Source organism: Desulforapulum autotrophicum HRM2 (genome assembly GCF_000020365.1).
Lineage (GTDB): Bacteria > Desulfobacterota > Desulfobacteria > Desulfobacterales > Desulfobacteraceae > Desulforapulum > Desulforapulum autotrophicum.
The window spans coordinates 2,307,401-2,321,476 of sequence record NC_012108.1 but is presented as its reverse complement, the minus strand read 5'-3'; the positions used below and the strand labels follow the sequence as shown (position 1 = coordinate 2,321,476).

General features: G+C 40.5%; 10 protein-coding genes. 9 read left to right on the top strand and 1 reads right to left on the bottom strand.

All coding sequences use genetic code 11. The features are described 5' to 3' along the window. Positions 1 to 3: 3 nt before the first annotated feature. From HRM2_RS27065 to HRM2_RS10175, 9 genes are all read left to right on the top strand, one after another. Complete coding sequence (locus HRM2_RS27065) at positions 4 to 144, top strand: hypothetical protein (protein ID WP_187149357.1); 141 nt, start codon at positions 4 to 6, stop codon at positions 142 to 144. A 630-nt stretch (positions 145 to 774) separates the two neighbouring features. Continuing rightward, positions 775 to 3,471: a class I SAM-dependent DNA methyltransferase gene (locus HRM2_RS10210; RefSeq protein WP_232364247.1), complete on the top strand. Its 2,697-nt coding sequence runs from the start codon at positions 775 to 777 to the stop codon at positions 3,469 to 3,471. Between the two features lie 11 nt (positions 3,472 to 3,482). Then, entirely contained in the window at positions 3,483 to 5,420 is a 1,938-nt protein-coding gene (locus HRM2_RS10205; RefSeq protein ID WP_015903939.1) for a DEAD/DEAH box helicase, read from the top strand. Then, positions 5,420 to 6,625, top strand: coding sequence for a GIY-YIG nuclease family protein (locus HRM2_RS10200; RefSeq protein WP_015903938.1), 1,206 nt, complete (start codon positions 5,420 to 5,422; stop codon positions 6,623 to 6,625). Before HRM2_RS10205 ends, HRM2_RS10200 begins: the two co-directional genes overlap by 1 nt. 332 nt (positions 6,626 to 6,957) lie before the next feature. After that, on the top strand, positions 6,958 to 7,131 hold the full coding sequence (locus HRM2_RS27060; RefSeq protein ID WP_187149375.1) for a hypothetical protein: 174 nt from the start codon (positions 6,958 to 6,960) through the stop codon (positions 7,129 to 7,131). A gap of 624 nt (positions 7,132 to 7,755) precedes the next feature. Then, positions 7,756 to 9,213: a HAMP domain-containing sensor histidine kinase gene (locus tag HRM2_RS10190; RefSeq protein ID WP_015903934.1), complete on the top strand. Its 1,458-nt coding sequence runs from the start codon at positions 7,756 to 7,758 to the stop codon at positions 9,211 to 9,213. Positions 9,214 to 9,272: 59 nt separating this feature from the next. Beyond that, positions 9,273 to 9,695, top strand: a complete 423-nt coding sequence (locus HRM2_RS10185; protein ID WP_232364246.1) for a hypothetical protein — start codon at positions 9,273 to 9,275, stop codon at positions 9,693 to 9,695. A 42-nt stretch (positions 9,696 to 9,737) separates the two neighbouring features. Beyond that, entirely contained in the window at positions 9,738 to 11,096 is a 1,359-nt protein-coding gene (locus tag HRM2_RS10180) for a sigma-54-dependent transcriptional regulator (protein ID WP_015903932.1), read from the top strand. A 503-nt stretch (positions 11,097 to 11,599) separates the two neighbouring features. Then, a complete protein-coding gene (locus HRM2_RS10175) occupies positions 11,600 to 12,493 on the top strand; it encodes an N-acyl amino acid synthase FeeM domain-containing protein (RefSeq protein ID WP_187149356.1) in 894 nt (297 codons plus the stop codon). 12 nt (positions 12,494 to 12,505) lie between these two features. Here HRM2_RS10175 and HRM2_RS10170 read toward each other — a convergent pair whose 3' ends face one another. Further along, positions 12,506 to 13,999 carry an HDOD domain-containing protein gene (locus HRM2_RS10170; protein WP_015903929.1) on the bottom strand — a complete coding sequence of 498 codons (1,494 nt, stop codon included), beginning with the start codon at positions 13,997 to 13,999 and terminating at the stop codon, positions 12,506 to 12,508. Between the last annotated feature and the right edge of the window lie 77 nt (positions 14,000 to 14,076).

Here is a 14,076-nt window from a genome sequence, read left to right as displayed (position 1 = left end):
AAAATGGCCCTCCCGATTAAAGGAAAGCCAATTGTTGATTCTGGTGCTGTGTTTGTTGTTTTACAGACCCATGCCAGCCCGAATGAAACCCTGGAAAGAATGGACCCTGGCGCAGCAATCTGTTTTTCCGCAGATGAAACATAACCCTGTGCTGACTTCAAACTGCTCTGATGACAGCCACAGGCTATGACCGCAGGTGCAGGTGAAAAGCCTCGTTTGCTGGATGATAGACTTCCGTGCTGCCTTCATGGGCTGCTGGCAGGATGGACATGGAATTTGTGCTGGGAACTGGATGGGTTTCCCGGCGCTGATGATCAATGAACTGTTGTTCATGATGCTGCTCCTTTCTTGATTAATGGCGATGGGGGGGGGTAATAAATGTACGTTCAGACAGCGATGATGCCGTCTTGTTGGCTGCTTTGGGGTTGGGAATGGAGGTGTAGGATGTGGATCATGAGGAGACCCTACACCCCTATAATAGACCAATATGTTGAACAAATGCCACTCTCAACACTGTGTCCCACAGGCGATAAATCTGGGTGAATTTTATCTGAGACGACCAGGATGTTAATCCAAGATCAGGATATGGCCTAAAAGAGGGTCCCTTGTAATAAAGGTGAGGCAGGTTTAAAACGGAATGACCATGATACGTTTAAGATAGACCCAACAGCCATACCTGGGACCATTTAGATCAACTGGAATTAACAAGCGGATGCCAGCCCTTATGTTTACTGCAATAGGGACTCTTTACACCATTTTATAATACTGATACATATGATCGGGAAATATGAATTAGAGTTGGATATCATCCAAAATAGAAGGTTGGACCCATTTATGAATATTGAGAAATTAGAAGAAAATGTTCAAATGCTTGTAGCGAATCTTGTCGAAGAAACATTTATCTATGACCTGTTGCTCGCATACAATCAGCCTAAAGCCTCTATCACCCGATTACAAAAAGGTGATTATAATCTTTCGAAAAACCCTGGGGAAATTATCTGGAAGAAGAAGCTCTTTTTTAAAAAAGAAACCGATAGTGATCTACATGACCTGATTGACAGGTTAAAGAAAGACCCTGGCATTACCAAACATCATCCTCGTTTCATCATTGTTACCGATTTCAAGACCCTATTATCGGTAGACACTAAAACTGAAGATACTTTAGATGTACCTATTATGGATTTATCGAAATTTTATGATTTCTTCCTGCCCTGGTCGGGAATGGAGAAGTCACAGTTTCAGAGTGAAAATCCTGCGGACATTAAGGCCGCTGAACGTATGGGCAAACTCTATGATCTCATACTGGAAGATAACCCAACCGAAAATGAGAGAGATAGGCATTCTCTAAACATCTTTCTATCTCGCCTACTGTTCTGTTTCTTTGCTGAAGATACCGGTATTTTTGCTGATGACCAGTTCACCAATGCGTTGGCTTCCCATACTGGTCAGGATGGTAGGGATTTGCAAACTTATTTTCAAAAATTCTTCAAGGTGCTCAATTTACCTGAACGTTCGGACTATCCAAAATTTTTACAAGATTTTCCCTATGTCAATGGCGGTTTGTTTGCAGATGATTACCCAGTTCCGACATTCAGTACAAAATCGAGAAAGATCATTATCGAATGTGGAGCTCTTAACTGGAAAGCAATCAATCCTGATATTTTTGGTTCCATGATTCAGGCCGTCGTGCATAATGACCAGCGTAGCGGTTTAGGGATGCATTATACTTCGGTAGTCAACATTATGAAGGTGATTGAACCGCTGTTTCTGAATGATCTTTATTCTGATCTGGAGCGGGCAGGGGATAATAAGAAAAAGTTGTTGAAATTGTTGGATAGACTTTGCCACTTACGCATATTTGATCCAGCCTGTGGGTCAGGAAATTTTTTGATTATTGCATACAAGGAGCTCTGCAAAATTGAAATTGAGATTTTTAAGCAGTTGGAAGGAAAACAGCTTACATTATTTAGCAATATCAAGCTCACCCAGTTTTACGGGATCGAGCTTGATGACTTTGCCCATGAGACTGCCAAACTCTCGCTGTGGCTAGCAGAGCATCAGATGAACCTTGCTTTTAAAGAGGTCTTTGGCCAGATTCGCCCAACATTACCATTAAAGGATGGGGGAAATATTGTTTGTGGCAATGCAACGCGGCTAAATTGGGAGGAGGTGTGTCCAAAAGGAAATGAAATATATATTTTAGGGAACCCGCCGTATTTAGGCTATAGTCTTCAATCAAAAGAACAAAAGGAAGACTTATCTAAAGTGTTTCTGAATATGAAAAAGTATAAAGTCTTAGACTATATCGCTTGCTGGTTTTTTCTTGCTGCAAGATACATTCAAAAATCAAAGGCTCAGTTTGCTTTTGTTTCTACTAATTCAATATGCCAAGGAGAACAAGCGGCAATTCTATGGCCTTATCTTTTTAACTTGAAATGTGAAATTAACTTTGCTCACCAGTCGTTCAAATGGACAAATAATGCTAAAGGCAATGCAGGTGTAATATGTATTATTGTGGGGATGAGAAATCTAAATACAAATCCCAAATTGATATTTAATGGAGCAATCTGCCGTAACGTAAAAAATATCAATCCATATTTAAAAAATGCTAAAAATATTACTATTTCAAAAAGGCATTCACCTCTTTCATCAATTCCTGAGATGTTACGTGGGAACGGGGCTGTTGATGGGGGGCATTTATCGTTAACGGCATTAGAATATAATAACCTATTGGAAAACAAACCAGAAGCTGGGTGCTTTTTAAAAAAGATGATGGGTTCTGCAGAATTTATAAATGATAAACTGCGATATTGTTTGTGGATAGAAAATGATGATTTAACGGAAGCGCAATCATTTACAGAAATTAGGTCAAGGATAGAAAAGGTTAAACTGTTTCGATTGAACAGTAAAAAAAAAGCAACAATAAAAAATGCATTAACTTCGCACCGTTTTGCAGAAGCAAGATATAGTCAACAAAATTCTATCATTATTCCAAGAGTTTCATCTGAAAGAAGGCACTATATTCCAATAGGTTTTCTTAAAAGTGATACCATCATTCTGGATTCTGCTTTTGCAATATACGATCCACCGCTTTACATTTTTGCCATAATCTCTTCTCGTATACACATGGCATGGGTCCGAACTGTGGCTGGTCGTCTTAAAACTGATTATCGCTACTCTTCAGCTCTCTGTTACAACACTTTTCCCTTTCCGAAAATAACTGAAGCAGTGAAAACAAGACTCGAAGATCATGTTTTCAAGGTACTGGACGAACGGGAACAACACCCTGAAAAGACATTGGCACAACTCTATGACCCCGACAAAATGCCCGATGGTTTACGTCAAGCTCACCATGAAATGGATTTGGCAGTAGAAAGTTGTTATCGAAGCCATCCATTTAAAAGTGATGAAGAACGTTTGGAGTTTCTTTTTAAACTTTATGAAGAAATGATCGAAGCTGAAAAAAGCTAAGGAGATTATTAATGCCCAATCTTGTTGATGTTACCTATGCTCAAACGGGAAAAAGCCTCTCCATTAATAATATGGGAATGCGTGAGATGCAAGCACGTGCCTTTGAAGCGAGAAACGCACAATATCTATTATTAAAAGCCCCACCCGCCTCAGGGAAATCTCGGGCTTTAATGTTCCTAGGCCTGGATAAGCTTTTTAACCAGGGAATCAAAAAAGTCATTGTTGCAGTTCCAGAACGTTCTATCGGTAGTTCCTTTGATAATACCGATCTCACCACTTATGGTTTTTTTGCAGATTGGGATTTCAATTCAGATTATAACCTTTGTACCCCAGGCGGAGACTCCAGTAAGGTTACTGCATTTAAAAATTTTCTTAGCGATTCCAGTGAGACCATTTTAATCTGTACTCATGCAACCTTGCGTTTTGCCTACGATGCTGTTGAGGAGTCGGTCTTTAATAATATTCTACTGGCTATAGATGAGTTTCATCATGTCTCTGCCGATGGTGAAAATCGACTGGGTGAGGTGTTACGCTCCATTATGAATAACACTGCAGCTCATATCATTGCTATGACGGGCTCTTATTTTCGGGGTGACAGTGTGCCGGTTTTGTTGCCAGAAGATGAGGCAAGGTTTTCTAAAGTCACCTACAACTATTATGAACAACTTAATGGTTATACTAATCTAAAAACGTTGGGAATAGGTTACCACTTCTATCAAGGCCGGTATCTAAGCGCCATTAATGAGGTGTTGGATACTGACAAAAAAACCATTTTACACATTCCCAACGTAAACGCCGGTGAATCCACTAAAGACAAACATAATGAGGTGGATTCCATACTCGATATTATTGGTACAGTGACCCGTCAAGATACTGAGACTGGTGTAATTTATGTAAAACGTCATAGTGACAGCAAGACGATTACGGTAGCTGATCTAGTCAACGATAATCCTAAAGACCGTGATAAAATTGTTGCTTATCTACGCCAAATGAAGAATGTCGATGATATGGATTTAATCATTGCTTTAGGTATGGCGAAGGAAGGCTTTGATTGGCCATTTTGTGAACATGCTCTCACTGTTGGATATAGGGGCTCATTGACTGAGATTATACAGATTATTGGACGAGCCACCCGCGATAGCAATAATAAAACCCATGCTCAATTTACCAACCTGATTGCCCAGCCAGATGCAGCCGATGATCAGGTGAAACTCTCTGTCAATAATATGCTCAAGGCTATTACTGCTTCTCTGTTAATGGAGCAGGTCCTTGCCCCGAATTTTAAATTCAAAACAAGACGCTTTGACGATGATGAAAATGAAGAGGGAACTATAAAGATTCGGGGATTCAAAGAACCCAGCTCGCAACGGGTGAAGGATATTGTGGAGTCAGACTTAAATGATCTTAAAGCTGCTATCCTGCAGGACAGTAAAATACTTCAAGCATTGCCAGGGGAATTTATTGACCCTGAAGTAATCAACAAGGTTATGATCCCCAAGGTAATACAGACTAAATATCCAGGGTTAAGCGCTAAAGAGGTAGAGGAAGTTCGCCAACATGTGGTTGCAGATTCTGCCATCAAGAATGGCGAAATCAAGGAGGTTGGTGATAAACGCTTTGTTCGGATGGCAGGGAAATTTGTTAATATTGAAGAGCTTCATATTGATCTAATTGACCAGATTAATCCATTCCAGAAGGCATTTGAAGTTCTATCTAAATCAGTAACTGCGAAACTATTAAAGGTGATTCAGGAAACAATTGATGCCGGTCGTATCCTGATGACAGATGAAGAGGCCGTGATTCTTTATCGAGACAAAATTGGACCTTTTATCAAGGTCCATGGGCGGGAACCTAATATGAATTCAACGGACCCACTGGAAAGAAGACAGGCCGAGGCCTTAGTCTATCTTAGAAACAAGAAACGACAAATGGCAAGCGAGAATGGTTAATGATTGACTTCGATAAAGAACTGGAGACAATTTTAGAAACTGATCCTCTGGGTTTGTTAGAGATTAAACCAAAGGCATCTTCAGTGATTAGCGCAGATGAACGGCTACTTGCCTCGTTTGAAGAAATTAATGCGTTTGTGGAAGAACACAATCATGAGCCTGCAGTTAGTCGAGATATCAGTGAACGAAAGCTTTATAGCCGATTGAAGAGTCTGCGGGATAGCCCTGAGAAGGCTGCAACATTGGTGAAGTTTGATATATTTGATTTATTAGGTGACGTAAAAATCCCTGAATCAAAAGAGATTAAAACAATCGAGGATATATTAAAAGATGATATGCTTGGATTGCTTGGAGGTGAAAATTCATTGGGTGAATCTGATCCAGATGATATTTTCAGGCTTAAAAATGTTCCGAAATCTGTTGATATGCCGGATTATATTGCCAAACGAAAACCATGTAAAGATTTTGAAAAGTTTGAACATTTATTTAAACAAAATCATGCTGAACTTGCTTCAAAGAAAAAAAAGATGCGACCATTTACCAGTGAACTACAAATCAAGCCTGGTGCATTTTTCGTTTTGCAAGGGATGATGGTTTATGTTGCAAATGTGGGTCAAAAAGAACTGAAAAATTTCGGTAATGTAAATGCCAGACTCTACTGTGTGTTTGAAAATGGGACTGAGTCTAATATGCTATTGCGCTCTCTAGCTGCAGCACTTTGGAAAGAAGAAAATAGCCGTCAAATAGTGAATGCTGATCAAAAAGAAATGTTCAATGAAGATGGAACAATATCAGAGGAAGACGAGCCAACTGGTTACATATACATTCTACGCTCCTTAAGCGAAGATCCTAAAATAAAAGATATAAAAGATTTATATAAAATTGGTTTCTCCAGCCAGCCAGTTAAACAGCGAATCCAGAATGCTGAACAAGAACCCACATATTTAATGGCAGATGTGATGATCATCACTGAGTTTAAGACGTTCAACTTGAATCCACAAAAGCTGGAAAAATTGTTACACAGATTTTTTGCTAAAAGTTGTCTTAACCTTGATGTGTTTGATAATGAGGGGAAACGTTATACGCCACGTGAATGGTTCATTCTCCCACTGCATATCATTGAAACTGCTATTAATCTTCTGATCAACGGGGAAATTGTTAATTACAGCTATGATTATCAGAAACAGGAAATTGTGGATAAATGAACATGAGTCTCCGTCTTATATCTGGTTGTTTCTATTTTTAAAACGATTCAACGTGGATTTAACCGGATTTAAATAGCAGGGAAAAACCTTCAAACTCTACCACCATTGGTACTTTGTCACAGCTTAGGATTACACTCATATGATCCATAAACACCTGTAATAAATCTACTATTATATATTTTTAGCACTATTTCTGTTACTATTACAAACTTTTCATTACAAGCGTTACAAGCCTGTAACAGATTACAGGCACCCTGTGACACACACTTTCATTGTTCTTGCATCGGGGCAACAGGTGTGTAAAAATCTGGCAACAATAAACCGGAAGGAACATGATGACAGAAGAGTCGACCACAAACGAATGTGCAGATCCAACCCAGAGCCTAAACATAAAGATTCCCTGTGTCCTTGCTGAGAGGATTGAACGGTATGCAAAAGAAAATGGATCAACCGTGACCGGGGTGATGATAGAGGCACTGGATAAATTTTTGAGGACGACTGATTAAGATGCCGACCAGCCAGGATAAAAATGAATTGATTTGCCACTGCTTCGGTTATTCCGTCAATGACATTGAGGCTGATTCAATTACAAATGGCCGGTCATTGATTCTGGAAAAGATTACATCCGAAAAGAGGGTAGGGGGATGCAATTGCGCTGACAAGAATCCCAAAGGCCGGTGATGCATTTCGGATGTTCGCCAGGTGGTGAATGAGGTGTTTGGGAAGGGCAAAAATTTCATTGTGAGATAGGCCAGGGGATTGTTTCTCCCCTGACCATTATCTGTGCCTACTGTGCCCAAATTGTGCCCGTCAAGGTCAAAAATTTCCTAAAGAAACCAACCGAAACCAAAAGTAAGGCTCTGAGAGCCGCGTCAGTTAAGGGTTTGAAAATACAATTGGTTTTAATGGCAGTGCGCGGAGAACTGAAAATCCCCGTGTCAGCAGTTCGATTCTGTTCCTGGGCACCAGACAATTCAAGGGTTCAGCCTTTCGGGCTGAGCCCTTTTTTTGTTACAACATAGATGGGATTCGGGACAACACCCCATGAGTTCACCAATTAAAATATACCCATTAATGCAACGCAAAAGACAGCATGAAAGACAAGCCATGGGGGAGGTTTTATTTTGATCATGGGCCTTACCCTGTTCAAACGCCTGGTGATTGGTAATATCATTATTCTTTTATTTATTTTTGCACTTGGAAGCTTTGTTGTTTTCAGGCTGAATGTCGTTCAAAAAATGACCCAGGAAATTGTTGCCAAAAATCAGCAAAGTATTCTATTTGGGGATCGTCTCTTGGACTCTTTATCCTCCCTTGCCAAGTTCGGTGAAAAATATTTTGTATCCAGGGATATTAATTATTACAATCGGTTCACCTCTGTGAAAACAGAACTGGAAACAGAGTTCCAAGCCGTTATTAATCTAATGGAAACAGATGAACAAAAAGAGCTTAGTATCGAAGCGTTTGACTCTTTTACAGGCTACCTGAAGCGGTTTGAAGAAAAGGCTGACCTGAGTATCGTCGGGGAGACAATCGATATCGATCTTTTTTTAGAAGAGGCAGGCCCCCTCCTTAAAGTCACCGTCATGAATCTGAAGAAAATGACTGCAATCACCCGGAGTATTATTGCCGACAAATTAAATCGGTCCAGCCAGATGAGCTCTCAGATTCGTTTGGTTACTGGGATAACGACTGTGTTTGCCCTTTTTTTGGGAATGCTCATCACCACTTTCAACACGCGGTCAATTACAAAATCAGTGACCCGTCTTCAACAAAAGACCAAAGAAATTGCCCGGGGACATTTCGAAGAAATCCAAACGATCAAGGGACCAAAAGAGATCCAGGATTTATCTGTCCATTTTAATACCATGTGCCGTCGGTTAAAAGAACTGGACAGCCTGAAGGCTGATTTTGTAAGCCATGTATCCCATGAATTGAGGACACCGGTTACATCCATAAAGGGAGCTTCAACCATTTTATCCAAGGGTTTTTATGCTGATAATCCTGAGAAACAAAGGGAATTGTTCCTCCTGATCCATGGAGAATGCGATCGGTTGTTATACTCGGTCATGAGAATTCTTGACTATTCCAAAATGGAAGCCAAACAAATGGAATACCGTTATATCCGACGCAGTCTACCGGTTGTGATACGAAAATCTATTCTGAAGTTGGCCCCATTGTCCGGGGAAAAACAGATTGATCTTGAATTTTCTCCTCCCCAGGAGGATCTTCCAGACGTTTGCATTGATGAAGACAGGATCTTGGAAGTCCTGAATAATTTAATCGGCAATGCCTTGAAATTTACACCGAAAAAAGGGAAGGTTGTCGTCAGTTGTTTTTCCGTTGATTCCGGCAAAAAGCTGATAATGACGGTGGTGGATAACGGACCGGGAATCAAACCTGAACATCTTGAAAAGATTTTTTATAAATTCAAACAAATTGATGATAGTCTTGGCACTAGAATGGGGACCGGACTGGGGTTATCAATTTCAAAACATATCATCAAGGCGCATGGGGGAAGTATATGGGCGGAAAGTCAATATTCAAAAGGTACAAAAATTTTGGTTACTTTACCTGCGGCAGTATAATCTGCCTGTTTTTATGCAGTTGCCAACATTTCTCCGTATCCCATCCCCCTCCAACTTCGGTGGATATCAAAGAGAATAAATACCTGGAAACCATCCAGGAGTTCGTGGAGAATAAGGATTTTAAATCAGCCTCCCGGGAAAATCAGCGCCTCTTGAGATATCTCAGCGAAAATGCTGATATGACGGAAATGGTGTCTTTAAATTCAATCAAAAGCGCCCGAACCACCTCCCATCTGCTGACCCGGATTATGGCTGATGCTAAAAACAAACAGACGCTTTCCGCAAAAATTCAGTCAGATGAAAAACAGATAAAATCACTGAACCTGATGATTGATGTGTTAAAACAGACAACAGCGGCACAACAAAAAAAAATCGTCGCAATGAACAGGTTGCTTGAACGAATCAAAATCCTTGAAAGTGAAAAAGAATTACTCCAGCAACAGATGGATCGGTTAAAGGAAATAGACCTGACCCAGAATTAGATTATTGGGAATCCCAACCCCAACCATTTAGGGAGTAGTTAAATGGAACACATATTGATCGTTGATGATGATATCTCTTTGCTGAGAATGCTTAAAATGAGGCTTGAAGCGGAAAACTATCAAATCACAGATGTGACAACCGGGTCTGAGGCACAGGCTGCAGTTACCGCTGTTTTTTTTGACTTGGCAATCATTGATTATCAGCTGAGTGATGAAACAGGTATTGAGTTGATGGGATTGCTCAATAAAATAGACCCTGAACTGCCAGTGATTATTCTAACGGCCTATGGCACCATTGAAAAGGCTGTATTGGCCATCAAAAAAGGGGCTTATAGTTATCTTACAAAGCCTTTTGATGATTCCGAATTGATTCAGCAGGTCAAACAATGCCTTGAAAAAAATAAATTAACAAAAGAAATAAAAGCGCTGCGAGGCATGGTGTCTGAAAAATTTGGGTTTGAAAATATTATTGCCAAAGATGAAAAAATGAAAGCCGTTCTTAGAACAAGCGCCCAGGCCGCTGAAACGGATTCAAGTATTTTGATTGAAGGTGAAAGTGGCACGGGAAAAGAGCTGATTGCCAAATCCATCCATGTGTCCAGCCCACGGAGAAACGGCCCATTTATTGCCATCAATTGTGCTGCCATCCCTGAATCGTTGTTTGAAAGTGAACTTTTTGGTTATAAAAAAGGCGCATTTACCGGTGCTGCAAAAAACAAAAAAGGATTTTTGGAACAGGCCCAGAATGGGACCTTTTTCTTTGATGAAATATCTGAAATTCCGATTTCCATCCAGGCCAAGTTACTCAGGGTATTGCAGGAAAACGAGTTTTATCCCCTGGGAGGAAGTGAAAAAATTAAATTTGAAGCTCGGATTATTTCTGCCACCAATAAAAAACTTGCCGAGGAGGTATCCAAAGGAAACTTCAGGCAAGACCTCTATTATCGAATTCATGTCATCCCCATAACGTTGCCGCCCCTGAGGGAACGGCGCGACTGCATTCCTATCCTTGCCCATTGTTTTTTAAATGACTTCAGTCAGCAGATGGGAAAAAATGTCAGTCAGTTTTCGCCAGGCGCTATGAAAAAGTTGATGACTGCCCTCTGGCCTGGGAATGTAAGGGAGTTGAAAAATATTGTTGAGTATTGCGTTGCCATGTCCAGTGAATCGGTGATTTCCCAGGACATGATCCTGTTGGAACCAGACAAGACCAGCAATGAATTAAAACCGTTCAAACAGGCAAAACTGGAGTTTGAAAAAAAATATATCATTCAGTTGCTTGAACTGACCAAGGGAAATGTGAGCCGCGCTGCAAAGCTGGCTGGCAAATACAGGGCTGATTTTTATGACCTGATGAACAAATGCGGACTTAAAGCCGAAGACTTCAGGGATGCCCTGTAGTGATTTTCATACACTTCCCGGGTCCATGTTCAGACCCTTGTTTTTCAAAGAATCCTGACTTGCTCTATTCTTTTGCGTATGGTTTTCCATACAGCATATTAACGCTAAATTCTTATTTGTTTTCAGATAGTTATTCAATACATTGACTTCAATGCAGGGTTTTTCATACAACTTTAAAAGAATGATTGGCTTTTTTTTTGAGGAACACCATCTCTCATTTGACGAGCAAAGAAATTATTTGCACATACAACCATCTGAAATCAATATACTTTTTCGACAAAACCGACCTTCTCCTTAAACTTTACGTATCAAATTTATATTCCGGCCCCCTTTTTGCTTTACTTTGGTCCTGTTGTCACGACAACGGGATTTGAAAACCAATCCGTTTTAAAAATGAGAAGTTTGCACCAACCAAAGAGGAACAAGAACTTATGCATGAAGCTAAAATAAAACCCATCAAAAATGAGACATTGAGACAGTTGGTCACAATAGATGAAAAAAAAATGAGCCAGTATAATTTCAAACCTGCGGACTGTATTCAAGACTTTTTTACCGCATTAAAGCTTGTCCAGGATGTCTATATTGAGGAAGGGTATGTCAATGCACAGGAGATTTCATGTCCGTGCAGGATTCTTAAAAATCATTTGTTTGATAAAACCGCTGTGTTCATCGGTAAAAAGAATAAAAAACTCATATTTACTGCCAGCCTGTTCCCGGACTCACCAGACAAGTTGCCAATGGACACCATCTTTGGCAAAGAACTGGATCTTCTGAGGGCCCAGGGACGAAGGATCGGTGAGGTCGGTTGCCTTGCCACACACCCGGATATCAGGGATGGATCCCAGAACACGCTCATGCAAGGTAACAAGATTTTATTCAAATATGCCAAGGAACATCTCCATCTCGACGACCTGGTTATAACGGTTAATCCTAAACATGCACCGGTTTATAAGCAACTCCTGCTGTTTGACGATCTGGGCAACGGAAAAGTCAAAGCATACCCCAAAGTCAATAAAAATCCTGCCGTTGCCCTGAGAGTAAACCTACGGAAAGTAGAAGAAGCTTTCATGCAGCGTTATGGGAACAATACCCCGGAAACAAATCTTCATCATTTTTTCTTCGTCAAAAAAAGCCCCTTGATTCAGCTTCCGGCCAACAACACGCTTGTGGCCAACCCCTTTGTTCGCTTTTTTACCCCGCCCATCAGAACTGACCAGCACAAGCCTCTTTCCATTCAGCCCGATGTCGTGGGAGAATATATTGTTCCGCAGCATTCCGTTCAACAATACCCTATGCCATTCCACACAAACCCAGACGATTCTTTAGATATTAAATGGTTGTCTGAAGACATGTTTAACAGGAAGTTTATGCCCCTTCATGGGGGAATGAACGTTTAATTTTTTAGAAACTCACCCTGTGGCGGCGATTTTGGCAAGTTCGCGCTTTGTAATGGAAATTTTCTGCTTTTTTGAGAAAGCCTTGGTATCATTCCAGGCTTTCTCAAGAAGGCTGGAAAGTTCCCTGGAAAACAGGTTCAAGCTGTTGACAAGTTCCCTTAGCCTCATGGTCTGTCTTTTATCCAACCCACCCCCCAGAAAAGCACATAACTCGCCGGAACAGAAGGGAAGATTAATAATAAGGTTATCACGGGTTTTACCAATACGGTTAAAATAACAGACCCTTAGACTTTCAATGGTGGTAAATGGCAAATGCCACTCTGTGGCAAAATAGATACCGATATTATCGTAAGTCGTCCCAAGAACCTCCCTTGCGGCCCTTCTCTTGTTGTTATGTTGTAAGGTTATTTTTTTTATTTGATTATAGGCTTCGGGATAATAATAAAGAACAATCATCTGCCCCAGGTTATGAATCATCGAGCAGATACACATCTGCTCAATATCCTTTATCTCGGATTTCATGGCATAGTGCCGGGTTATACTGTTGCTCATATATGAAGTAACAAAAAAATGTTCAAATTCTTTTCTAAGATCGGCATCATCAATATCATCCAGGGAGGTAAAAGCCTCTATTGTTTTATGCAGTTCATCATTGCCAAGAAGCATGATGGCGTGGGAAATCGTTGCAATGGCCTTTTTTTTTCCACCTTGGTTGGCTTTTTTCAAAATATTGATGATCATGGCCACATCACTCAGGATGATATCTGAAATATCCGAGGTGGAATAAAGGTGTTGCGCCATCTGCTGCTTCATGGATCGGCCATTCAGGGGAAGTACGGGAAGATCACCCTTTTTTTTCATGCTGTTTTCAAGATAGACAATCACACGTTTTCGTTTACGGGCTCTTTCCCTGAAAATTGTGGCAAACGAAGAAGGCCTTATCTCTCCATTTCCAATGGCTACATGGGGATGAAAAACAATTTTATTCAGAACAGGCCCGTATCCCTGGGGCATTTTTTCCATGCCCACAGATACCCCCTGGCTCCTTAATGTCTGATCCACCTGGGTAAGGGTTTTCTTAATGTTATTTCCAATAGACTTGACAGATTTTGCAGTCTCAACCAAATAGGCAATCAGCAGCATTCCCTCCATGGTTGGGTAAACAAGGCTGAAAACATGGGTCAAAATAATTGATAATTTCCCGGAAGAATACCGGTCCTCACTGTCAATGAAGATATACTTCTCATCCTGTATCCTGCGGATAATTTCATCATAGTCACAATCAACAGCAACGCCCATGTCCATGAGTTCGTCCAAAAGGGTTTCACTGGTATAGCTTGACAGGGATGAATCTTCAGATATGGAGATATCCTTTTGCCGTTTTTGGATGAGAAGAATACAGGATAATGCCGCAATGCCGACATTAAAACCGGGTACATCCTGGGCAAACCCCAAATGGTAAAGGGTATTTTTTTTAAGAATTTTGTCTAACTGTTTTTCAACCATGGGAAGCATCCTGTTTATGAGCGATAAATTAAAACAACATAATACTATCCTGATTGGATTGTAAAATCAAAGAATAA

What these genes read in the sequence shown, in the direction of transcription:
- HRM2_RS10175 (WP_187149356.1), top strand. Translation starts at nt 11,600, where the DNA reads ATGAGCCAGTATAATTTCAAACCTGCGGACTGTATTCAAGACTTTTTT.
- HRM2_RS10210 (WP_232364247.1), top strand. Translation starts at nt 775, where the DNA reads ATGATCGGGAAATATGAATTAGAGTTGGATATCATCCAAAATAGAAGG.
- HRM2_RS10190 (WP_015903934.1), top strand. Translation starts at nt 7,756, where the DNA reads ATGGGCCTTACCCTGTTCAAACGCCTGGTGATTGGTAATATCATTATT.
- HRM2_RS27060 (WP_187149375.1), top strand. Translation starts at nt 6,958, where the DNA reads ATGATGACAGAAGAGTCGACCACAAACGAATGTGCAGATCCAACCCAG.
- HRM2_RS10200 (WP_015903938.1), top strand. Translation starts at nt 5,420, where the DNA reads ATGATTGACTTCGATAAAGAACTGGAGACAATTTTAGAAACTGATCCT.
- HRM2_RS27065 (WP_187149357.1), top strand. Translation starts at nt 4, where the DNA reads ATGGCCCTCCCGATTAAAGGAAAGCCAATTGTTGATTCTGGTGCTGTG.
- HRM2_RS10205 (WP_015903939.1), top strand. Translation starts at nt 3,483, where the DNA reads ATGCCCAATCTTGTTGATGTTACCTATGCTCAAACGGGAAAAAGCCTC.
- HRM2_RS10180 (WP_015903932.1), top strand. Translation starts at nt 9,738, where the DNA reads ATGGAACACATATTGATCGTTGATGATGATATCTCTTTGCTGAGAATG.
- HRM2_RS10170 (WP_015903929.1), bottom strand. Translation starts at nt 13,999, where the DNA reads ATGGTTGAAAAACAGTTAGACAAAATTCTTAAAAAAAATACCCTTTAC.